Source organism: Anaerosporobacter sp. (assembly GCF_031551385.1).
Taxonomy (GTDB): domain Bacteria; phylum Bacillota; class Clostridia; order Lachnospirales; family Lachnospiraceae; genus Anaerosporobacter.
The window spans coordinates 18,786-42,189 of record NZ_JAVBNS010000032.1 but is presented as its reverse complement, the minus strand read 5'-3'; the positions used below and the strand labels follow the sequence as shown (position 1 = coordinate 42,189).

The following is a 23,404-nucleotide window of genomic DNA, read 5'->3' as shown; positions in this document are numbered from 1 at the left end:
GTTATATGAACAGTTATTCATATGTTTACTTAGTCACACATTTTACATATAAGGAGAGATATCTATGATCGATACAAAACACGCTGAAACTTGCTCTTGTGATTGTGTACACGAAGAGCTTTTAACTTCTGTTAAATCTATTATGCCCGACGAGGAAATTTTATACGACCTTGCCGAACTTTTTAAGATTTTTGGTGATACTACACGAATTAAAATCCTATGTGCACTTTTCGAATCCGAAATGTGTGTATGCGATATTGCAGAACTTCTTGGCATGACACAATCTGCAATTTCCCATCAGCTCCGCGTTCTCAAAACAGCTAAGCTTGTTAAGAATCGCAAAGCTGGAAAAACCGTGTTCTACTCTTTAGCCGATGAACACGTAAAACGAATCTTCGATCAAGGTCTTTCACATGTCCTTGAGTGATAAAGATAGTGCGGTGCAAAACTTTGTAGGTTTTCGAGGCTTATTCGCTGGCGTTCTCTAACACAAAACACGCTACACGCCTAAGAACTTCTAAGTGTGTACAGACAGATATTGAAAAGTTACGGAAACGCCCTCGATTCGGCATCCTGCCTCAGCTCAGGCTGGCTCGGCGTCCATGCCTCGCCTTCCTAGGTTATAGATGTACACACTAAGAAGTACTATAGGTGTTTCGCTATCGTTTTTTTATTAGAGAACGCCAGTGAATAAGCAAGGATAGGTATCGAAGTTTTGCACGTCTACTTTACTGGCATACAAATGCGAGTAACTTTGATGATTGAATAAATATTACCCAGTATTTTTGTTGAGGTTATTATTAACCTTTTGCCACCTGAATTTCACTCATTAATTGTAAGACGCTCAATACACTTAATTTTTTTATTAATATACTATAACCCAAATTCAGAAACTATAAATCACATTTTCGCAATTACATACCTATACAAGACAATATAGAAAGGGGCTTACTATTATGAATTCCAAAAAATATACATTCAATGTAGAGAATCTTGGCTGTGCTAATTGTGCGGCTAAGATGGAGAAGAAAATTAATTCTTTAGATATCGTTGAGGATGCTCAGATAAATTTTGTTAATAAGAAATTATTTGTTACATTTAAGGATGATAAGCTTTTAGATGAGATTCTACCTACGCTTCAGACAATCTGTAGTAATATTGAAAGTCAGGTGATTGTATCGCCTATTCAATCTAACATAAGACCTGCCACTCCTCACCGTGAGGAAGAGCATTCTCACGAACATGAGGCTTGTGATTGTGGTGGGGAACATCATCATCATGAACACGAGGCTTGCGGCTGTGGTGGAGAACATCATCATCATGAACATGAGGCTTGTGGCTGTGGTGGAGAGCAGCATCATGAACACGAGGATTGTGGCTGTGGCGAAGAACATCATCATGAAGACGAACATAACCATGAAAAATCTAGCTCGGCTCATTCTCACAGTCATGAGCATGGTGGTGACCACTCGAAAGGGGCTTTAGCGAAAAAGATACTTACTCTACTAATTGGAACAATTATTGGTTTTATTCCGATTGTATTTGATATTCCTAATCCTCTTGGACTCATTATATTGGTTGTTGGATACCTTATTCTATCCTATGAGATTCTTATTACCTCTGTGAAGAATATCTCTCATGGTCAGATATTTGATGAGAATTTCCTAATGTTTGTTGCTACACTTGGTGCTTTCTTTACTAAGCAATACCCAGAAGCACTCGCCGTTATGCTTTTGTTCCAAATTGGTGAACTTCTTCAAGACATTGTCGTTGATAATTCAAGAAAGCAATTAAAGTCTGTTATGAACTTAAAACCTGATTATGCGAATCTACAAACTCCTTCTGGCGTTGTAACTGTTGATCCTGAAGAAGTAGCGATTGGAGATGTTATCATTGTAAAACCAAGCGAGAGAATTCCTCTTGATGGTGAAGTTATTGAAGGTTCTTCGTTTGTTGATACCTCTTCTTTAACTGGGGAATCTGTTCCTCGAAGTGCTTCTGCTGGGGATTCTGTATTAAGTGGAAGTATTAATGGAAGTGGTACTTTGTTTATTAAGGTTAGCAAACTATATTCTGATTCAACAGTTGCAAAAGTATTGGACCTCGTTGAGAATGCTTCTAACCGTAAATCAAGTACAGAAAACTTTATTACTAAATTTGCTGCAATCTACACACCTGTTGTTGTTTTGTTAGCGCTATTGTTGGCTGTACTTCCTCCGATTTTTACTGGCTCGTATGATTTCTCACTATGGATTTATCGTGCTTGTGGTTTCCTAGTTGTGTCTTGTCCTTGTGCCTTAGTAATATCAATTCCTCTTGGATTCTTTGGTGGCATCGGCTGTGCTTCCAAACATGGAATTCTTGTAAAAGGAAGCAATTACCTTGAAGCACTAAACTCTGTGGAAACTGCTGTTTTTGATAAGACAGGAACATTAACACAAGGTGTATTCGAAGTAACTACGATTCATGTTGCTAATGAAACAGCCCTTGCCAATGTACTCTCAGCCGAAGAAAGTAACCAACTGCAATCTGCATCGAATCAATTGCTTTATGTAACTGGTCTTGCGGAAAGCTACTCCAATCATCCGATTGCCAAATCAATTACGGATGCGGCTAATATAAATTCTGCATCGAATCTGATAAGCAATTACGAAGAAATCGCTGGTCATGGAATACGTGCTACTTTCGCAAAACAAACTGTTTTTGCTGGGAGTACAAAACTTATGAAAAAGTTTAACATTGCTTTTGATGAAGCACCTGTTAATACATTAGGAAGTGTTGTATATGTTGCTATTAACGATACATTTGTTGGTTATCTTATTATCTCAGATCAAGTAAAAAAAGATTCCAAACAAGCACTTTCTACCTTACACGAACTTGGAATTCAAACTGTTATGTTAACAGGTGATATTAAGGCTTCTGCTGAAATTGTTGGTAAGGAATTAGGTCTTGATACCATTTACTCTGAGTTATTGCCAGGTGATAAAGTAGACAAAATTGAAGAATTACTTCAGATGAAAGATAAGAAGAAGAATATCATCTTCACTGGCGATGGAATGAACGATGCTCCAGTGCTTGCTAGAGCTGATATCGGTATTGCCATGGGTGGTGTTGGCTCTGATGCAGCCATTGAAGCCGCTGATATCGTAATTATGACAGATGAACCATCAAAAATTGCAGATGCAATTAAAATTGCCAAACGAACTCGTAAAATTGTAACAGAAAACATTATTTTATCACTGGGTATCAAAGCTATTGTTCTTGTTCTACTTGCTATTGGTATGGGTTCTATGTGGTTAGCAATTTTCGCCGATGTTGGTGTTGCATTGATTGCAATATTTAATTCTATCAGAGCTTTAAAATATAATTTGTCATAAAAATCCCGCAGAGAAACTGTCAATAATATACATTTTTACAGCACTATTTTCGGAACAAATTACTAGATTTCCAATTTAAAGAGCGAATTTTCAAAAAATTTTTGAAAATTCGCTCTTTTTTGTCTTCCCTTTTTTCCTTGATTTAATCGAAATCTTTCGATACATTTGTGCATTATTACTATATTTTTACCAAAAACATTGTATTTTTTAGATATTGTAATATGTTCGTTTTTCGATTATCCTAAAGCAAGTCAATGAATTACTAATTTCTACAAATATCCTTTTATGCTTTAACACATTTCTCAAGGTTTTAATATTGTCATCTTAACTTAGCATATGCTATATAAAATGACGTATGTAAAACATATATACTTTACATGGGGAGGAGGTTCTTTTGTACTACAAACTATATATTTAAATTTGGGAGGTTAAAACATTGTTTTCAAAAATTTCAGGGAATCAAAAAAACATTTTTAAAAGGCTGCTAGTACTACTTCTTGTTGCAGCTCTATCCATTTCTTCAGTTAATTATGACACTATTTTCGCAAGCTCAACTGTTAGTACTTCAAACTCAGATACTAGCTCAGTGAGTGTTGCACCTACAGAAAAAATTAGCGATGGTGCTATCTTACATGCATTTTGTTGGAGTTTTAATACGATTAAAGCAAACATGAAAAGCATAGCTGATGCTGGATATTCAAGTATCCAAACTTCACCTATCAACGCTGTAGATGACAGTTATCCTACTATGAAACTTTATGGCGGAAGCGATGATGGAAAAGGTGGCTGCTGGTGGTGGCACTATCAACCAACAGATTGGACAATCGGAAATTACCAATTAGGCTCACGTGAAGAATTCAAAGCAATGTGTGCGGAAGCAGACAAATACGGTATTAAAATTGTCGTTGACGTTGTTCCAAACCACACAGCAAACAACACGAACAAAGTATCTTCTAATTTAAAAAATTCAGCGGGCGGAAATCTATATCATAGCACTGGATTTACTAAATGTAATTCATACTCTAACCGCCTTCAATGTACACGTTACTCTATGGACGGTGGACTTCCAGATGTAGATACGGAAAATTGGGGATTCCAAAACTACTTTATCAACTTCTTAAATGATTGTATCGCATGTGGTGCTGATGGATTCCGTTATGACACTGCAAAACACATCGGATTATCTGATGATGACAGACCAAGTGGCGTTACAAATAATTTCTGGTCAAGAGTAACAAAAGAAATTACAAATGCAAGCAACATCTTTAATTATGGAGAAGTACTTCAAGGAGACAATGAACGTCTTGATGCTTATGTAAGGGAAATTGGTTCTACCACTACTAGCTCTTACGGTTCAAAAATTCGTAGTTCCATTACAAGTAACAACTTAAACAAAGGTTCAATCCAATCTTATGATGTTCCAAGCGGAGTAAATACTTCTGATTTAGTAACTTGGGTAGAATCCCATGACAACTACATCAACGATGGTACTTGGTCACAACTTAACGATGAACAAGTAAAATTAGCTTGGGCAGTAATCTCTGCTAGAAAAGATGGCGCACCTTTATTCTTTAGTAGACCTAATGGTGGAGGCCCATCAAACAAATGGGGAACAAACCAAATCGGTATTGCCGGAAGTGATTTATACAAAGATGATGAGGTTGCTGCTGTTAACAAATTCAGAAACGCAATGGTTGGACAATCTGAGAACTTAGAAAATCCTAATGGAGATTCCAATGTTCTTATGATTCAACGCGGAACAATTGGTAACGTTATCGTTAATGCAAAATATAACAGTTACTACATCAATTGCCAAACGCAATTACAAGATGGTACATATTACAGTATTACTGATGACCACAGCCGATTCGAAGTAAAGAATCATATTATTACTGGTACTATTCCAGCACGTAGCTCTGTTGTATTAATGAACTACACTGACAATACACCAAGTGTATCTCTTGATAACTTCAAAGCAACATTTACTTCTGATTCGGTTACATTTACACTAAAAGCACAAAATACAGCATCTGCATACTATAAAGTAAATGCAAACAATGTTGTTTACTATACAAATGGAGAACCATTAACAATTGGTGCTGGTGACCCAGTTAATACTGAGTACAAGATTACACTTACAGGTGTTGGTTCTGACGGAACTACTGTTACACAAACTTACAATACGAAAAAAGTAGAACAAGGTGCAGGTACAACAATTTATTTTGAAAAACCATCTTCTTGGTCTGATTCCATCTATGCATATGTATACGATGAAAGTGGAACGACTGTACAATTATTGAATGCATGGCCAGGTACTGCAATGCAAAAAGAAAGTACTGGTCTATACAGTCTTACATTTACAGAAGATTTCAGTCAACCATTAGTTATCTTTAATGATAAAGTAAACCAAGTTCCTGCCGCCAAATTACAGGGATTTGCAGTTGAAGATAACGCTACATATAATAGCAATGGAAAGAAACAAGCTGTTGTAGACAATAGTGTTACTATATTCTACAAAACAACTTGGAGCAACGCTAACATTCACTATCAAGTTGGTACTGGTGCATGGACTACTTCTCCAGGAGTAGCAATGTCAACTTCAAATGTAGCTGGTTACAAAACAATTACAATTGATTTAGGTACAAGCACTGCTTTAACTGCTTGCTTTAACAACGGAAGTGGAACTTGGGATAACAATAATAAGTTAAACTATACGTTCACTACTCCTGGAACTTATACTATCAATGATGGTAACGTTACCAGCGGTGAGCCAAGCGGTAGCAGCTCAAATACCATTACAGTATATTACTATACTACTTGGAGTTCTCCAAACATTCATTATCAAGTAGGTAATGATTCTTGGACAAGTGCACCTGGCGTTCGTATGTCTTCTTCTGTTAATGGATATAAAGTAATTACAATTGATTTAGGTACTAACACTACTCTAAAATGTTGTTTCAACGATGGAAATAATAACTGGGACAACAATGGTGGTAATAACTACGCCTTAAATTCAACAGGTACTTATTCTATTAAGAATGGTACAATAACAAACGGCACTCCTCAATAATACAAATACTAGAGTCCCAAAGTCATGCTTGCATAAAAAAGCATGACTTTGGGACTCACAAAACATAAGAAAGTTGCTCGAATAGAGCGAATTTCGAATGTTTTAGGATTGCGAGAGCATGAAATGTGTAGCAATCCGTAGTATCAGTTGAGGCAACCTCTTTTTAGCTTTTATCGAATTACTCTAATTACAAACGCTATCGTTTGCGGAGGAATACTCGCCGTCATAAATGTTGCATGTTCTACTCTTACTCTTAAACCTGGGAACAATTCTCCTAGACGAATCCTTCGTCCAAGCAAATCCAATATCACCGTTTCAGGACCAACATTAAAACGAATTATATTAAAGTTGTGATCCGAAGTCGCCACAATAATAAAATTATTCCTTGTATCTACCTGAACAATTCTTCCAACTGACTCTTGTATCGTCGCTCTTCTTCCTACTACAATGATTTCAAAAGCTTCTGCCTGTGGTGGTATGCTCCTAGTCATTGCCGTTGAGATAAATGCATCAATCACCATACCTACTTCTAAATCACTTGGTCTTAACCTTCTTCCATTCATATCCGTAATTTTTGTTTGTCTCGATACAACTAAACGAACCGTCTGTTCTCTACTCCTTGGATTCTCTCTATAAACAACCGTTGCCAAAATGGTGTCTCTTTCATTTGAAATCCTCTCAATAAATGCATTAGAAATCCACATTCCTCTTGGTGGTGCTGGATGTGGCGGTCTTGGCGGTCTCGGTGGTTGCGGTGGCCTTGGTGGTTGCGGTCTTGGTGGTTGCGGTGGCCTCGGCGGTTGTGGTGGCCTCGGTGGTTGCGGTGGCCTCGGTGGTTGTGGTGGCCTTGGTGGTTGCGGTGGCCTCGGTGGGTGTGGTGGCCTCGGTGGTTGTGGTGGCCTCGGTGGCCTTCTACGATATATCTCTACATCGCCTTGATCTACATTCTCGTCTACATCTTCGATTATGATCTCTACTATATCTTCTGTTACATCTTTGTCTGTACCGTCTTCTATATAATCATCTTTATTATAGCTCATAACTTATCTCCAATTTTTAGGCTTCTATATAGTATATGCCTCTGCGAAACAATTGGATAATTAAATATAATAATACAAGAGTCAAAAGATCATGCTTGCATGAAATGCGTAGCAATCCGTGTATCCGTTGGGGGCAAAATACCTTTTGACCGCTTCTTAATTAGCATACGATAACTAATTTATAACGCTGCCTCAATGTGCAACAATGCTTGTACAATAAATCTAGGGTGATCAAATGCAATCTGATTTGATGAAATCACCTGATATTCTCGCTCTTTGATAATGCCTATTTTATTATAAGAAACTTCTACCTCTGCTGTTAATTCTACTTCTTTCTCTTCATTCACAAGTTTTAATTCATATATGGTCTTAATTCTTGACTTTCCTTGTCCATTAACCTCTTCTTTTACTTCCTTCTTACATAACACAATGTCAAACCAAGCAGCATCTGCTGCATCATCACCAGCTTTTACTTCTTTGCTCTCATCAATAAGAGCAAGGTATGCAACCGTAACAATTCTTGATCTTGGATCTCTCCATGCCTCTCCCCATGCATATAACTGCTCAATTGCTACATCTTCTACTCCCGTCTCTTCAAGAAGTTCTCTCTTTGCCGCTAAATCAATATCTTCGCGAATGTTAACAAATCCACCTGGCAACGCCCAGAAACCAATACTTGGGTGATTTCTTCTCTTTACCATAAGTACTTTTAATCCTTGTTCCACAGTATCAAACTCTTTTGAATGCTGTATCACAATCATATCCGCAGTTACACTGGGATTCTCATATTTATTTGCATCATATTTCTCTAAAAAGCTTTCAAGACTCTCTCCTTGCTCATTCTTCTCTCCAGTTCCCCTAAATGCTTCAATCTCTTTCAAAAATGCTGGCATAATTTTCCTTCTTTCTTATCATTAAAATGTTAATTTATTATAGCATATTTATACAACAAAAAATTAGTTTTGGAATATTTTATACAAAAGTATTTACACAAATTCCCCTTGTAAATTTATACCTATAACAAAACGCTTTACTAACGCTATGAAAACGTAAAAATTGATACGTTTTTCTCATTATTAAGTTGTTTCCATTTTACTAATTTGCTATAATTAATATATATAGAAAAAACTGAATAAGACTGCAAATGTGGTTGCTCAGTAGGGGAGTGATACTATGTTAGATTTTAAATTCGATTGGTGTAATGATATGGAAATCGGAGTTCCTATTATGGATACGCAACATAAGGAACTTTTCCGTATCGGACGTGATGTGGAACAGCTTATAATTTGCCATTGCATTGGTGTCACAAACAAACAACTCCTTGATATTGTTTTAGAGTTAAGAGAATTTGTTGCATACCATTTCTATCACGAAGAAGAACTTATGAAAAAAAATAATTATTCTGATTTTGAACATCAAAAAAAGGCACATGATAAAATTGTACAATATACATTGGGCATTGACTTAAAAAAACTTAGTCAAACACCATATGAAATTCTGTGCAATATAAAAGAATTCCTACAAGATTGGATTTTTGGTCATATTTTAATTGATGATGCTGCCTTTGGAAGATATATGAAGGAGAATGATTTGCTTTAGTAAACAGAGTAAAATAAATTAGATGAGGTGACATAATGAATCAGCAAGAAAACGAAGATGTAGAAGTAAAAACCGAACAAGAAGTAACACTTTCTATGGAGGATTTTAAAGATGAGATAAACCAATCGTTCAAGAAGATACGAGAAGGCGACATTCTCACTGGAACAGTAATTGGTGTTTCTGATACAGAAGTTACTGTTGACCTTAATTACTATACCGAGGGAATCATACCTATAGAAGAGTTAAGTAATGACCCACGGTTTTCAATTAAAGCAGATGTACAGATTGGTGAATCTATTACTGCTACTGTTTTACGAGAAGATTTAAGAACAGGTAATCTTGTTCTATCTAAAAAAAGTGCTACTGACATTCTTGCATGGGATGCACTAAAAGAAGCAATGGAATCCCAAAAACGTTATGAAGTAAAAATAGCGTCTTCTGTTAATAGCGGTGTTGTAACTTATGTCGAGGGCATTCGTGCATTCATTCCTGCTTCTCAATTAGCAACTCATTATGTTGAGGATGTAGAAGCTTATGTTGGACAAACGTTAACAGCTGTTATTATTACTGTTGATGAAGAGAAACAAAAACTTGTATTATCTGCAAGAGAAGTATTGCGAGAAGAAGAATCCTTAGCAAAGACAAATAAAATCTCTCACTTACAGATTGGTCTAGTAACTACCGGTGTAATTGAGAAAATCACACCATACGGTGCTTTTGTTAATATCGGCGATGGTCTATCTGGACTTGTTCATATCTCTCAAATCTGCGGAAAACGTATCAAATCTCCAAACGAAGTTGTTAAAGAAGGAGAAGAAGTTACGGTTAAGATTATTGATGTAAAAGAAGGTAAAGTAAGCCTTAGTATGAAAGCGGTTCAAGAGGATTCAGAAATCGTTGAAGATGTTGAAGAAGCTTCTGTTGAATACACTTCTGGCGAGGAAGCTGGTACTGGACTTGCAGGTTTATTAGCTGGTCTAAAATTATAGAATTAACAAAAATTAAATGGCTGTTACAAAATGTGTTCTTCCTACGATACATATAGGAAAATTTCATTTTGCAACAGCCTTCTTTTTCATTTCAAATTATATTTATAACGCAATCAATTTAAGCCCTTCAAATTACGATTCTTCACCTGCAATAGAGAAACCATCTGCTTTCGCTTTCTCTATATCAAAATCGGAATCAAGATGCATTAATGTAATCTTCTTTTTCTGATCTGCTGGCATATCTTTTGTTAATGCAAGCAATTCATTATATTGAAAATGTACCGTTGCACCTTCTGTTGATGTCACTTCATGATAGATATAGTCAAATGCATACGTATTCATTAACTTCTGATTGAATTCACAAGTATCCCCACTATAGAAAAAGCCAAAATCTGATTTTAATGAGAACTCTATACCATAGCAATTTGTTTCGTTATTACGATTCAGCTCATCGGTATGGCGGGTTGGCTCAAATACATACTCAGGTTGCTTCTCATAGCCATCAACATATAATTCATCCCAACGATTAATAAAGAATGTATACATATCTTGTTTAATTCCTTGCAAAGCCAAAAACTCTGTAATTGCTTCTGATGGAAAATATACACACACCTTGCTACGGTCAAGATTAAACACCTTAATGAATAAATATGCTATTAATGTTCCTAGACTTCCTGCATGATCACTGTGAAGATGTGTTACGAATATATTTACTCTTGTTTTTCCTTGAAACAAGTTTTTCTTCACTAGCTTAGCAAATACATCTTCACCTGCATCTATAATAAAAAGTTCTGTACCTAATTCAAAATAAGCACTTGTGTTTCCTCTTTCCGTATTAAACGCTCCACCTGTACCTAAAAATGTAAGCATACTCTGTCTGCTACTCAAAATATGGACAAATCTACCCATATCGAGATTTTTGTTGTTTCATCCTATATGCTTTTGATTTGTATTTCTACAAAATCTACTCACAAGTTCTTGTATAGTCCACAACCGTAAATTCCGACCTAGCCAGCCGTACATACTTACAAATGCTTGATTATGCTATTTTGTAAGTCATTGCATCTCTTAAATTAAGACTCGCATTCAAATCTCTATCACAGTGATATCCACATTCGCATACGTATTCTCTGTCTGAAAGTTTTAAATCTTTTTTAATACTTCCACATTCATGACAAAGTCTACTCGATGGATACCACCTGTCTACAATTCTTAATTCAATCCCATATTCCTTGCATTTTGCTTCTAATTTTATTCGAAACTCATAAAATTTTTGGGAAGCAACTGCTTTGGATAGATGCCGATTCTTCATCATTCCCGATACATTCAAATCCTCAATTGTTATGTAAGATGGCTTGGTTTTTACCAACTCACTAATACAATCATTGATATGATTTGTACGAATCTGTTCTATTCTATGATGAAGTCTCTGTACTTTTAGCTGCTGTTTTTGGATATTTTGCCTAGTAGCTTCTCCTTTCTTTCTACGCTTTTTGTAGTCCTCGTATTTTTTCGATAGACAGCGTTGTTCTCTTTTTAATTGCTTTTCTAATTTCTTAACTTTACTAATTTTATTGATATTCCTATAGGTCATGCCATTGCTCACAATAGCAAACACTTTTACACCCAAGTCAATTCCTATTCCCACATCACTTAATAAAGGTTTTTCCGATTCTTGTTCCTCTACAAGTACAGATACATAATATCTTCCTGCTTTACAAGAAACTGTTCCACTTTTAATGATATGAGTAGTAGCATTTGTTGGTATATAATTCTTTTCTTTCAATCTCACCCAGCCAAGAGTAGGAATTTTAATTCGATGTCTCTCGCATGGAATAATCACTTTTGCATCTGTTTTTACAAAATACATTTTTACATCTGATTTTCCCTTCTTTTTGAACTTAGGAAATCGGGATTGTCCTTTGAAAAAACTTTTAAATGCTTTCTCTGCGTTCATAATACTTTGCTTTACGGATTTGCTACTTACCTTTTTCATCCAGAAAAACTCTGGATTTTCTTTGATATAACTATTGTTTAGCCATTTTGAAAAATCCATACCAGACACAAATTGATTCTCTTTCTCATATACTTCTTTATTATGAGCAAGATAGAAATTATATACAAATCTACAAACTCCAAAGGTTCTATTAATTTTTTGTATCTGTTCCTCTGTTGGTTTTATTTCTGTCTTGTAACTCCTCAGCAATTTCATCATCATCCTTTATCTGATTTTTGTATTTGCTTAGACCTCTTACTCTATTACTAAATACATACAAAATTGATACAATGTTTTTAATAATACACCTACTAGTTCCGTAAAATCCTTTGGTTTGTAATTGGTGATATTTGATGTGTTCATAATATTTTTCACATATATATGATAAACACATTATAGGGTACTGGAGCACATATATCTATATTTTTGATTACTTAACATTCCTCCTTTACCATTCTGTCTATTATGAATTGCTTATAACCTTTGTTAAGAATGAACCTAATCCCTTCTTTTCTTTTTTCTCACCTTTTATAGTTTCTTTCGCATTCGCACTCATAATATTGTTCGTAGCTAAGTCCTCCATAATCTGTTCAACTTGCTCACTATCAATATCTTCTTCTGAGAAAACCTCTGAATTCGAGATATCAACCTCGTCTTCCTCCTCATCATCGTCTATTACACTACCATAGGAATCTTTCATCATCTTTCTATAGTTTCCCGACATAATCTCTTTATATTCTGCTGCCTCATCATGACTATAGATATGTATCTCTTCGTTTAGAGATAGCATCTTTTGATCTAGATAAGTAACGATGTCTGCACACTCTTTCAATTCACTTCGAATTCTTTCAGGTGCATTTCCTTCAAATTTGTAATAAATCTTATGCTCCAAACTAGCCCAGAAATCCATTGCGATTGTACGAATCTGTATCTCCACTTTTGTATCAATAACTGCATCTGATAGGAATATTGGAACAGATACTATCATATGATAGCTGGCATAGCCATTTTTTTTCGGCTGCATAATATAATCCTTTACTTTTAATACTTTAATATCGCTTTGCTTTGTAATTAAATCTGCAATTCGATAAATGTCAGATGTAAACGAACATATAATTCGTATTCCAGCAATATCATTTATGTACTTTACAATGTTCTCCACTGTTAACTCCTTCTCCTTATGGCGAATCTTCTTCGCTATACTTTGTGGAGATTTCACTCTTGAAGTAATATGTTCAATCGGATTATATTGATGAGCTAATTTAAACTCATTATTTAGTATTTCAAGTTTTGTATTAATTTCTTTCAATGCAGAATTATATAGTAACAGCGCATTACTCCATTCTTCTGCTTCATCATAAAAAATCGGTAGCTCCATGCTAAAACCCCCATCTGCACCAAGTAAACCTTGTGCGTGTTGCAATTAATGTGTAAACTCTAACGTTTTTTCTACTCAAACCGTAAAGCAATTTTATCACTTTCCATTATTTACAGTATACCATATATTTGTGAACAATTTTTGAATATTCAGAATATTAACCAAAAGTTAATAATTGTTTAATTTTTTTTAGTAAAATATATTGACATTTACCAGATAAATGCTATAATGGCAAAAGAATATGAAAGAAAGTGAGGTAAAAGCTATGTTTAGATTTAAATTAATTAATGTTAATGCAACAACTGAAAACTTAATACAGCAATCTATACGTGAGATTACCTCCTCTGTCGTTTTTGTACGATTATAAAAGTACGGAAGAATTATTTTTGTCTTTTTATATTGACTTTTAAGGCCGTGGTGAACTTGCCACGGTCTCTTTTTGTGCTTTTTGAGGAGATTTATTCATGGAGAGTTGTATTAAAACCAATGGAAACTCGCAAACTATGACTTAATGATTTTAACAAAAGAAGGGAGAATTTCATGAAGAAGATATCAAGATATGTTACAAGATACTGGTACGTCTATATATTTGCCATCGCATGTATGGTAGTTAGCGTATCCCTTGATATGCTTACACCCAAAATTACAGGAAGCTTTATTGACGATGTTATTATTGGTGGTAAGATGGAATTGTTTAACAAGCTAATTATTATTACAATATGTATTGGTGTTGGAAGGTGCATCTTTCAATATCTTAAAGAATACACATTTGATAGTGTTAGTTCAAAGATTGGAATGAATATTCGTCGTGACCTATTCACACATATTCAAAGCCTATCTATTAGTTTTTTTGACAAAACTAACACAGGTGAATTAATGGCACGTGTAAAAGACGATGTAGACCGTATCTGGGATGGTCTTGGTTTTGTTGGAATGCTTATTATTGAAGTTGTTATTCATACTTCAATCGTTTTATATTGCATGTTTAACATAAGTAAAAAATTATTTATCATTCCATGTCTTGCAATGCCACTGGTTGCGCTTTTTGCAATTATAATGGAACGAAAATTAGATTCTATCTATGAAGAAATTAGTGAAGAAAACGCTGCTTTAAACACGATTGCCCAAGAAAATTTAGCGGGTGTACGTACCGTTAAAGCATTTGCTCGTGAGAAATTCGAAATCAAAAAGTTCTTATCTCATAATAACCGTTATTATGAGCTTAATATGAAACAATCTAAGGCTTTGGTTCGTTATCAACCATTATTCCAATTCATTACAAAGCTACTTCCTATCGTGGTTATTATATATGGTGGTATTCTAACAATTAATGGCGAGATTACTGTAGGTGAGCTAAGTGCATTCTCAATCTACTCAACAAATATTGTTTGGCCTATGGAGATGCTTGGCTGGTTAACAAACAGCTTCTCATCTGCAGTAGCCTCTACTAAGAAAATTCGGAAACTATACGAAAATGTACCTGAAATTACAGATCCAGAAAATCCAGTTCAACTTGATACTGTAAATGGTGTAATTGATTTTGAACATGTTTCATTCGAACAAAACGGCAAGCAGATTCTTACGGACATCTCTTTCCATGTAGATGCTGGTAAAACAATTGGTATCATGGGGGCGACTGGTACAGGTAAATCCTCTATTATTAATATCTTACAACGTTTCTACGAAACAAGTGATGGTTCTATTAAGGTAGATGGCGTTAACATTAAGGACCTTACTTTGAAAAACTTGAGAAGTAACATATCCTTAGTTATGCAAGATGTATTCCTATTCTCTGATACAATCAAAGAGAATATTAAAATGGGTGACAAATATAAAGTAAACAAAGAACTTATGATTGAGTCTGCTGCTTATGCCCAAGCAGATGCATTCATTGAAAAACTAGACAATAAGTACAATACCGTTATTGGCGAACGTGGTGTTGGTCTATCTGGTGGACAAAAGCAACGAATTAGTATTGCTAGAGCCTTAGCTAAGAGAGCACCAATCTTAGTATTAGACGACTCAACTTCCGCACTTGATATGGAAACAGAACATGCAATTCAAGAAGCCCTTACGCAACTTGGTAATACAACTAAGGTTATTATTGCACACCGTATCTCCGCAGTACGCCATGCTGATGAAATTATTATTCTTGAAGATGGTGGAAGTATTGCAGAACGAGGCACACACGAAGAACTTCTTGCTAAACATGGTCTTTACTATCAAACATATATGAGCCAATATGGTGACTACTTAGAAAGCACACAGGAGGTGACTGTATAATGGCTGTTGATTCATATAAAAGCGACGAAAAATCGACGGATACTGGGAAAATTGCTACTTTACTCCGTCTCTATCGTTATATGTTAAAATACCGTTTCCAAATTATCTTTGTATTATTTATTATGGCAATCTGTGTTGTAATTGCACTACTTAATCCATTGATAATAGAAGAAGCAATCGATAATTATATTCAAAACAACGATACAGATGGTTTAATACGTCTTGGTATCTTTGCTGCAATCATTAATATTATTATGGTCTTTTTAATCAAAGTCCGTATGTATATTATGTCCAAGATTTCTAATGAGATTTTATTAGAGATTCGACAAGAATTATATACACATATTCAAAAACTAAGCTTTAGTTTCTTTGATAGCCGCCCTACGGGTAAGGTATTATCTCGAATTATTGGTGATGTTAATTCACTCAAAGATGTATTAACAAACAGTGTTACTACTTTAATTCCTGATTTTATTACGGTATGTGCCGTAGTTGTTATTATGTTAATTAAGAACTACAAACTCGCTCTAGCTGCCTTAATCAGCTTACCACTCATGGCAATTGGTATCTACTGCGTACAACGATTCTCACATTTACGTTGGAGAATATTCCGCAAAAAGAGTGCCAATGTAAATGCATTTATACATGAAGATTTATCTGGTATTCGTATTATTCAAAGTCTTACTGCAGAAGACGAAACTACGGAAACCTTTGATCATTTACTTCAAGAACACCGTAGCAGCTTTATCCATGCTGTCACATTAAACGATTCGATTGGACCTATTATTGACCTATGTTGGGGTATCGGTTCTGCCTCACTTTACTTTGTTGGTATTAAAATTCTAGGTATTGGGCCTGGTTCTGTTGGTCTATTAGTTGCATTTGGAACATATATTTCTATGTTCTGGAGTCCACTCTTAAACCTAAGTAACTTCTACAATCAATTAATCACTAATATTGCCGGTGCTGAACGTATCTTTGAAATCCTTGATACCGCACCTGATATCGTAGATGATAGCAATGTAACCGAATTACCTGATATTAAAGGTGATATCCATTTTGACCACGTAAGCTTCTCTTATGACGAGGATACATTAGTTCTTGATGATGTTAACTTCTCTGTAAAAGCTGGTGAAACAATTGCCCTTGTTGGTCCAACAGGTGCGGGAAAAACTACAATCGTAAATCTTATTAGCCGTTTTTATGATATTCAAAAGGGTAAGATTTTGGTAGATAACTATGATCTAAAAGAAGTATCCATCGAAAGTCTACGACAACAAATGGGTGTCATGACACAAGATAACTTCTTATTCTCTGGTACTATTAAGGAAAATATCCGCTACGGACGACTTGATGCTACTGATGAAGAGATTATGGAAGCTGCAAAATCAGTTAATGCACATGATTTCATTATGAAATTAGAAAAAGGATATGATACAGAATTAAAAGAACGTGGTAGTGGCTTGTCAATTGGTCAACGACAATTGCTTGCATTCGCTAGAACAATGGTTTCCAAACCTAAGATTCTTATCTTAGACGAAGCCACTTCTAGTATCGATACACAAACAGAGCTACTCGTACAAGAAGGTATTGAAACACTTTTAAAGGGTCGTACTTCTTTCGTTATTGCTCACCGTCTCTCTACGATTCAAAAAGCTGACCGAATCTTCGTTATCGATAAAGGTAACATTCAAGAACAAGGTAGTGCAAAAGAGTTAATTGAGAAGAAGGGCATCTACTATAATCTGTATATGGCACAGTTTAAGAATCTATAAAAAATAATTGCGAAACTCTATTTATAGGTGTCTAAGTTTCTTGGTTCGCATACGCTAACACAAAACACGCTACACATCTAAGTACTTCTAGGTGTATGCAGATAAATTTTCAAAAGGTACGGAACCGCCTTCGATTCGGCATCCTGCCTCAGCTCAGGCTGGCTCGGCATCCTTGCCTCGCCTTCCTTGCTATACAGCATACACCAAGAAGTACTATAGATGTTTCGCTATCGTTTCTTAGTTAACGTATGTGACCCAAGAAACAGGCAAGTTTATTGAGAGTTTCGCAATTATCTAAGAATATACATATAATAAAATAGAAGAGAAATAACAGAAAGAGGAAGGCATACACCTTCCTTTTTCTGTTATTCCTCTATTCTTTTCATTTTACTTTCGATTTATTTATGTCTTTTCGCTTTCACATAAACAATAATCGCACTAATAACATCGATACAGAATACAAATTGTAAGAGTCCATGGATTACAGCACTTCTTCTTGTAAGTTTACCTTCCTCACATGCTCTTATTATAGCTGCTACTCCAACTAAGCCTGTTAAAAAGATAGTAAAGCAGTCTAAAAACAATAGAAAAAATGATAATGCAAACGTAAATATCGTTGACAGACATATTAAGGCGCAGATAAATATAAGTATGTATGATGGAATCTGTACTACCTTCATTATCATATTCATACGTAACAGCTCTTGCTCGTCTCGTTTATTTACAATGGCTGTATAAAGTGTGCCTATTGAGCAAATCAGTACTACAAAATATAACACAACTAACACAGGAAAAATAAACGAAACAGACTTTTCAAAAAGCCCTAGAAATGAAAGTATAATTAGGTATGGATACAGCGTCACTAGTATCAATGGTAATCGTTTTTTCAATATACTCCCTCCTCTCGCAGTAATACTATGAGTAACATTATACCATATATCCTTTTGCTATAATATCCCTAATAATTGCTCCAATTACTCTAACACCTTCAAAGAGCACTATGTTGCTTGATTTTCTATAGACATTCTTTCCTCCACTTCCAAAAAAGACACTTCAAACATAGAGCAAAATCTCTACATCATGAAGTGTCCTAATCATTACTATCACTCTACTCTTACTTGTGTATCAACAAAGTAGCCATGCAAAACTTCACTACCTTCCCTAGCTTCTTCATTGCCGTTCTATAATAAAGAGTAAAGAACACTCTTAAGAAACGATAGCGAAACACCTATAGTACTTCTTAGTGTGTAACTCACCACCTAGGAAGGCTCGGCATGGACGCCGAGGCAGGATGCCGAATCGAAGGCGTTTCCGTACCCTTTTCAGTAACCTCCCCTTACACACTTAGAAGTCCTTAGGTGTGTAGCGTGTTTCGTATTATAGAACGACAACGAAGAAGCTTCGAAAACCTCCCAAGTTTTGCATCAAACTGCATCCACTACCTACACATCATCATAAGTACGTTTCTTCGTTGCAAAGAATACAACTGCTCCTGCACCTACTGCTACAACTACAACTAGGACAGCCATAACAGGCAATACAGAAGTTCTTTCATATTCAACAGAATTAATATCGAATATATCTACTTGCACCTCTTCAATTGCGATATCAGAAGTTCCAGATGTTTCATCAACAGCTCCAACGCTACCACCAAGAGATTCCACTAATCCTTTGTCAACTTTTAATTGGTCGAATACTACCGTACCTGATTGCAAACGGAAACTTACTTCTGAAAGATTAATGTTTGCTTCGTTCGAACCAACTGCGTTCCACCATGAACCTGCACCGAAGTTAAGTACATCTGCGCCTGCAATCCATGTTAAAACACTTGAGAAATCTGAAGTCGGAGTGAAATCACCTGCACCTGCGTTTGGATCACTCAAAATCGATTGATCATAGCAAAGTTCATCGTTTGCATATAATGCGAATCCAGTAGGTAAGATTTCAATACGCATCTTAGCGCCGTCTTTAATATAATCTTTAACAAGCGTATAGTTAAACAAGTTTGCATCAAAGAAACCACCAAAAGGAGCACTATTAAATCCTAAGTAAGAACCTGGTGAAAAGTACAGTCTACCATCATAATCACCGCTTCCGTTGAAAGAGAAGATAGCACCAAGTTCATGCACTTCCCATGTAGGTTTTGCGTAGAATTCTAAGATAATACCTTGCGAAGTATCTTTCCCTTTGAATGGGTTACTATATGTATAAATCGATGTAAATTCTCCACTTGTTTCTGTATGCAAGGATAGATCGATTACATCTACATCTACAAGTTCACCCGAACTAACCGGTTCTCCTTTATCTTCTGGTACTGGTTCTTCTGGAAGTTGTTCATCTACAACTGGTTCTTCTGACGATGCTACATCTTCTGTACCAACTTCAGTTGCTAGAACAGGAACTGCATGCATCACTACAAGCATTCCAGCAAGAACGATTGTCAATATCTTTTTTCTCATTGCTCTCTCTCCCTTCCCTGCCTATAAATTCGTAAAAGCATCTGATTGCTGTTTCAAATTCTGTACTACATGTACACTTGACTCTACGTTCTCATATACATGATTAATTTCTCCTACTAATTTTGTAGTACTTTCGGCAGACATCGTAATACCTTGACTACTCTCTTCAACAGCTACCGCAATTTGACTGATTTGTCTTGCAACTGTATTAATATGATTTGTCAAATCATCCATCTTGTTCAAGCAAGTATCCATTGCTGCACTAACTTCTTCTGCATCTTCACGATATTGTTTTCCAGATACAGCATAGTTATCGTAGTCTGGTAATATTGTTGTCGAGATATATTTCATAATTTCATTTGCATTAGAGCTTAATTCATTAACAGCACTAACTACAACACCATTAATGTTTTGAATCTTATTCGCTGTCTCTCTACTGTTTTCTGCAAGTTGTCTAATTTCATCTGCTACAACTGCAAACCCTCTTCCTGCTTCTCCAGCACGAGCAGCCTCAATTGATGCATTTAACGCAAGTAAATTTGTTTGTGTTGAGATACTAAGTATTTCATTTGTTAACTCATCTACTCTTGCTACGCTTCTACTGTTTTCAATTGCTTGGTCTAATTTCTCAAGGACATTTTCCAAAATCTCGTTTGTTCCATTTTTATTTGTAACAGCTGTTCTTTCTAATTCTTCTGCACGTTTTCTCATTTCCATTGTATGTTCATGAATGTCGCGTGTTATTTCCATTACATTATCTACATCTTTTCCAACAGACTCTGTACTCTTATTAACGCCATTAATTGTTGAAGATACGGTATCCATTGTAGCTGCAACTTCTTCCATTGTAGCTGAGATATCTTCTGAATCTCCATTTGCCTTTGAAATACTGTCGTTTACTGTTTGGAATGTAGAATCTAAATCTACTGAAGAAGATACGATTTCGCTCATAATTCGTTGTAATGTTATGATAAACATATTAACACCTTTTACAAGCTTACCAACCTCATCATCCGTACACACTGGAATACGTTGTGTTAAGTCACCATTCTTTTGATTAATCTTATTCGTAATCTCTTTTAACTGCTTCTCATATGCAACCGTTGGCATAATAATCGTTTTTGCTGTAACAAAAACACTAGCAATAAAGATAATTACCATAATAATTAACATAGCGCATACAATAATTACAGCATTATCATATATATTATCTTGTTCTCCTTTTGCAAGACCGATATTAATCTGTTCTTGCTTAACTAAAGACTGCACTTTCTCATTTAATCTTCCGAAGATATCTGCAAGTACACCATTTACTTTAACAGATACTTCTCTTGTGTTGTTTGTCGCACTTAGACTCATTGTTTCTTCATAATTCTTCATATACTCATCATAAGCGCTAATTAATTCATTATAAGTAGTTGCATCCTCCGTAAGCTCCTTATACTTCTCAAGGTAAGCTTTTATCGTAGCTACCGATGTAGCAATACTCTTCTCTACAACTTGCTTGTCCTCCTTTGTGTTCATTACACTATGAGTTAAAAGTAGTTGCTGTAGCTGTTCTACATTAGCAGAAATAGCATCCAATGTAATAATTACAGGAACTTTTTCTGCCGCAATTTCGTTGCCTGCTGATCCAAGTTGCTTTAAAGAAATAAGGCCCATAAGTGACGAACCAATTCCAACTAACGCAATTAACAATAACGGAATAATAACTTTCATTCTTAAACTTTTCATCTCGCATAACTCCTCTCTTTTTCATCTTGTCCTATCGTTCTATATACCTCCCATACATAGAACATACAAAGTGTAACTACAACTATACAGGACCGTATTTTATCTTGTACAAATTATACTATTGTACAAAAAGTGCCCGCTCAATCATTATGTAAATTATATATTGAACGAACACTTTATGTTATTATTTTACCTCAATATGTACAACACTACAAGCTGGAATTTCTATTTTCACTCCATTGTTTGTGATTTCCATACCAGTAAATTCTTCCACATGAACTGCATTTGGATTTTCAAAAGTGTTTAATGCTTTCATATCATTTGTAAGAATTTCACCTTTAAGCGATGTTATTTTTTTATCAAGAATCGTTGTATCAATTGTGTAACTTTCTTCTATTGATAAGTTAGAAAGTGTAATATGAATTGTACCTTCTTCATCCATTGATACCGATTCGTTTAAGTTTGGAACCATAAACTCATCTTCTAAACCGATTTGTTTTGTTTCGATGAAACTGTCTAATAAAGTAGCATTTTGATGATGTTTGTACATATCAAATACATGGTATGTAGGAGTAAGAACCATCTTTTCGCCCTCTGTTAAGATAACAGCTTGTAATACATTTACCATCTGTGCAATATTTGCCATTCTAACACGGTCAGAGTGCTTATTGAAGATATTTAAGTTAATACCAGCAACTAGGGCATCTCTCATTGTGTTTTGTTGATATAAGAATCCTGGATTTGTTCCTGGTTCACAAGTAAACCAAGTTCCCCATTCATCGATAATCATTGCAATATGTTTCTCTGGATCATATTTATCCATGATTGCACCATGACGATTAATCAATGTTTCCATGTATAGAGTCTTGCTCATTGTCTTGTACCATACTTTTTCATCAAAGTCAGTTGCACTTCCTTTGATTTCCCATCCTTCTGGATGTGTATAGTAGTGAAGAGATAGTCCATCCATAAATCCATGTTGGAATGGTAATGAATGTCTGAAACAAGTCTTTAATACGCCTTCTGTCCATTCATAATCATCTACGTTTGCACCACATGCGATTTTCTTAATTCTCTTACCTGGTTTGTAATCTCTAACATATGTTTGGAAATTACGATATTGATCACCATAGTATTCTGGTGTCATATTACCGCCGCAACCCCAGCTTTCATTACCAACACCAAAGTATTCAACATCCCATGATTCTTCGCTTCCGTTTTCTTTTCTAAGCTCAGCCATTGGAGAAACGCCTTCAAATGTTAAATATTCAACCCATTCTGACATCTCACGAACTGTACCACTACCAACATTACCATTGATATAAGCATCACACTCTAATTGACGACATAATTCCATAAATTCATGTGTACCGAAGCTATTATCTTCTACTACACCGCCCCAGTGTGTATTAATCATTCTTTTTCTGTTTTCTTTTGGTCCAATTCCGTCCATCCAGTGATATTCATCTGCGAAACATCCACCTGGCCATCTTAATACTGGAATTTTAATTTCTTTCAACGCTGCTACAACGTCATTTCTCATTCCGTTTGTGTTTGGAATGTCAGAGTTTTCTCCAACGTAAAGACCTTCATAGATACATCTTCCTAGATGTTCTGAGAAATGTCCATAGATATCTTTATGAATCTTACTTTTTTTTGCTGTTGCATTAATTACATACTTAACCATAGTAAGTCATCCTTTCC

At 35.4% G+C, this 23,404-nt stretch carries 16 protein-coding genes and 3 pseudogenes; 9 read left to right on the top strand and 10 right to left on the bottom strand.

What is annotated here, in order from left to right:
* Window positions 1-67: 67 nt before the first annotated feature.
* From RMR19_RS03980 to RMR19_RS03970, 4 genes and pseudogenes are all read left to right on the top strand, one after another.
* A complete protein-coding gene (locus RMR19_RS03980; protein WP_442871526.1) occupies window positions 68-427 on the top strand; it encodes an ArsR/SmtB family transcription factor in 360 nt (119 codons plus the stop codon).
* Between the two features lie 529 nt (window positions 428-956).
* Window positions 957-1,127 (top strand): annotated as a pseudogene (locus RMR19_RS22130) (cation transporter); the annotation flags it as partial.
* Window positions 1,128-1,493: 366 nt separating this feature from the next.
* Entirely contained in the window at window positions 1,494-3,377 is a 1,884-nt protein-coding gene (locus RMR19_RS03975) for a heavy metal translocating P-type ATPase (RefSeq protein WP_442871525.1), read from the top strand.
* A gap of 436 nt (window positions 3,378-3,813) precedes the next feature.
* Complete coding sequence (locus RMR19_RS03970; protein WP_310602199.1) at window positions 3,814-6,447, top strand: carbohydrate binding domain-containing protein; 2,634 nt, start codon at window positions 3,814-3,816, stop codon at window positions 6,445-6,447.
* Between the two features lie 170 nt (window positions 6,448-6,617).
* Here the strand turns inward: RMR19_RS03970 and RMR19_RS03965 are convergent, their stop codons facing one another.
* The gene (locus RMR19_RS03965) at window positions 6,618-7,151 is read right to left on the bottom strand and encodes a hypothetical protein (protein ID WP_310602198.1); all 534 of its coding nucleotides are present in this window, start codon (window positions 7,149-7,151) and stop codon (window positions 6,618-6,620) included.
* A 20-nt stretch (window positions 7,152-7,171) separates the two neighbouring features.
* On the opposite strand from RMR19_RS03965, the gene RMR19_RS03960 reads away from it, so the two are divergent.
* Entirely contained in the window at window positions 7,172-7,417 is a 246-nt protein-coding gene (locus RMR19_RS03960; protein WP_310602197.1) for a hypothetical protein, read from the top strand.
* Between the two features lie 249 nt (window positions 7,418-7,666).
* Here RMR19_RS03960 and RMR19_RS03955 read toward each other — a convergent pair whose 3' ends face one another.
* Entirely contained in the window at window positions 7,667-8,380 is a 714-nt protein-coding gene (locus RMR19_RS03955) for an NUDIX hydrolase (RefSeq protein WP_310602196.1), read from the bottom strand.
* Between the two features lie 280 nt (window positions 8,381-8,660).
* Between RMR19_RS03955 and RMR19_RS03950 the strand changes: the two genes are divergently transcribed.
* On the top strand, window positions 8,661-9,086 hold the full coding sequence (locus RMR19_RS03950) for a bacteriohemerythrin (RefSeq protein WP_310602195.1): 426 nt from the start codon (window positions 8,661-8,663) through the stop codon (window positions 9,084-9,086).
* Window positions 9,087-9,121: 35 nt separating this feature from the next.
* Window positions 9,122-10,075, top strand: coding sequence for a 30S ribosomal protein S1 (locus RMR19_RS03945; RefSeq protein WP_310602194.1), 954 nt, complete (start codon window positions 9,122-9,124; stop codon window positions 10,073-10,075).
* Between the two features lie 132 nt (window positions 10,076-10,207).
* Here the strand turns inward: RMR19_RS03945 and RMR19_RS03940 are convergent, their stop codons facing one another.
* The 4 genes and pseudogenes from RMR19_RS03940 to RMR19_RS03930 all read right to left on the bottom strand — a co-directional run.
* Window positions 10,208-10,945: an MBL fold metallo-hydrolase gene (locus tag RMR19_RS03940; protein ID WP_310602193.1), complete on the bottom strand. Its 738-nt coding sequence runs from the start codon at window positions 10,943-10,945 to the stop codon at window positions 10,208-10,210.
* A 169-nt stretch (window positions 10,946-11,114) separates the two neighbouring features.
* On the bottom strand, window positions 11,115-12,290 hold the full coding sequence (locus tag RMR19_RS03935; protein WP_310602235.1) for an RNA-guided endonuclease InsQ/TnpB family protein: 1,176 nt from the start codon (window positions 12,288-12,290) through the stop codon (window positions 11,115-11,117).
* A 60-nt stretch (window positions 12,291-12,350) separates the two neighbouring features.
* Window positions 12,351-12,434 (bottom strand): annotated as a pseudogene (locus RMR19_RS22125) (IS607 family transposase); the annotation flags it as partial.
* A gap of 403 nt (window positions 12,435-12,837) precedes the next feature.
* Window positions 12,838-13,449, bottom strand: a pseudogene (locus RMR19_RS03930) (GTP pyrophosphokinase); the annotation flags it as partial.
* 540 nt (window positions 13,450-13,989) lie between these two features.
* On the opposite strand from RMR19_RS03930, the gene RMR19_RS03925 reads away from it, so the two are divergent.
* Together RMR19_RS03925 and RMR19_RS03920 are read left to right on the top strand one after the other, a co-directional pair.
* Window positions 13,990-15,732: an ABC transporter ATP-binding protein gene (locus RMR19_RS03925; protein WP_310602192.1), complete on the top strand. Its 1,743-nt coding sequence runs from the start codon at window positions 13,990-13,992 to the stop codon at window positions 15,730-15,732.
* Window positions 15,732-17,507 (top strand): ABC transporter ATP-binding protein, encoded by a 1,776-nt coding sequence (locus tag RMR19_RS03920; RefSeq protein WP_310602191.1) that lies wholly within the window; start codon window positions 15,732-15,734, stop codon window positions 17,505-17,507. Before RMR19_RS03925 ends, RMR19_RS03920 begins: the two co-directional genes overlap by 1 nt.
* Before the next feature lie 398 nt (window positions 17,508-17,905).
* Here RMR19_RS03920 and RMR19_RS03915 read toward each other — a convergent pair whose 3' ends face one another.
* The 4 genes from RMR19_RS03915 to RMR19_RS03900 all read right to left on the bottom strand — a co-directional run bounded on the left by RMR19_RS03915 (window position 17,906) and on the right by RMR19_RS03900 (window position 23,387).
* Window positions 17,906-18,397 (bottom strand): hypothetical protein, encoded by a 492-nt coding sequence (locus RMR19_RS03915; RefSeq protein ID WP_310602190.1) that lies wholly within the window; start codon window positions 18,395-18,397, stop codon window positions 17,906-17,908.
* Window positions 18,398-18,949: 552 nt separating this feature from the next.
* Window positions 18,950-19,966 (bottom strand): hypothetical protein, encoded by a 1,017-nt coding sequence (locus tag RMR19_RS03910; RefSeq protein ID WP_310602189.1) that lies wholly within the window; start codon window positions 19,964-19,966, stop codon window positions 18,950-18,952.
* Window positions 19,967-19,987: 21 nt separating this feature from the next.
* The gene (locus RMR19_RS03905) at window positions 19,988-21,700 is read right to left on the bottom strand and encodes a methyl-accepting chemotaxis protein (protein WP_310602188.1); all 1,713 of its coding nucleotides are present in this window, start codon (window positions 21,698-21,700) and stop codon (window positions 19,988-19,990) included.
* Between the two features lie 184 nt (window positions 21,701-21,884).
* Window positions 21,885-23,387 (bottom strand): alpha-N-arabinofuranosidase, encoded by a 1,503-nt coding sequence (locus tag RMR19_RS03900; RefSeq protein ID WP_310602187.1) that lies wholly within the window; start codon window positions 23,385-23,387, stop codon window positions 21,885-21,887.
* Between the last annotated feature and the right edge of the window lie 17 nt (window positions 23,388-23,404).

Bases quoted from the DNA above. Each gene is read 5' to 3' on its own strand.
- RMR19_RS03965 (WP_310602198.1), bottom strand. From the start codon at position 7,151: ATGTGGATTTCTAATGCATTTATTGAGAGGATTTCAAATGAAAGAGAC.
- RMR19_RS03955 (WP_310602196.1), bottom strand. From the start codon at position 8,380: ATGCCAGCATTTTTGAAAGAGATTGAAGCATTTAGGGGAACTGGAGAG.
- RMR19_RS03950 (WP_310602195.1), top strand. From the start codon at position 8,661: ATGTTAGATTTTAAATTCGATTGGTGTAATGATATGGAAATCGGAGTT.
- RMR19_RS03945 (WP_310602194.1), top strand. From the start codon at position 9,122: ATGAATCAGCAAGAAAACGAAGATGTAGAAGTAAAAACCGAACAAGAA.
- RMR19_RS03940 (WP_310602193.1), bottom strand. From the start codon at position 10,945: ATGCTTACATTTTTAGGTACAGGTGGAGCGTTTAATACGGAAAGAGGA.
- RMR19_RS03935 (WP_310602235.1), bottom strand. From the start codon at position 12,290: ATGATGAAATTGCTGAGGAGTTACAAGACAGAAATAAAACCAACAGAG.
- RMR19_RS03925 (WP_310602192.1), top strand. From the start codon at position 13,990: ATGAAGAAGATATCAAGATATGTTACAAGATACTGGTACGTCTATATA.
- RMR19_RS03920 (WP_310602191.1), top strand. From the start codon at position 15,732: ATGGCTGTTGATTCATATAAAAGCGACGAAAAATCGACGGATACTGGG.
- RMR19_RS03910 (WP_310602189.1), bottom strand. From the start codon at position 19,966: ATGAGAAAAAAGATATTGACAATCGTTCTTGCTGGAATGCTTGTAGTG.
- RMR19_RS03905 (WP_310602188.1), bottom strand. From the start codon at position 21,700: ATGAAAAGTTTAAGAATGAAAGTTATTATTCCGTTATTGTTAATTGCG.
- RMR19_RS03900 (WP_310602187.1), bottom strand. From the start codon at position 23,387: ATGGTTAAGTATGTAATTAATGCAACAGCAAAAAAAAGTAAGATTCAT.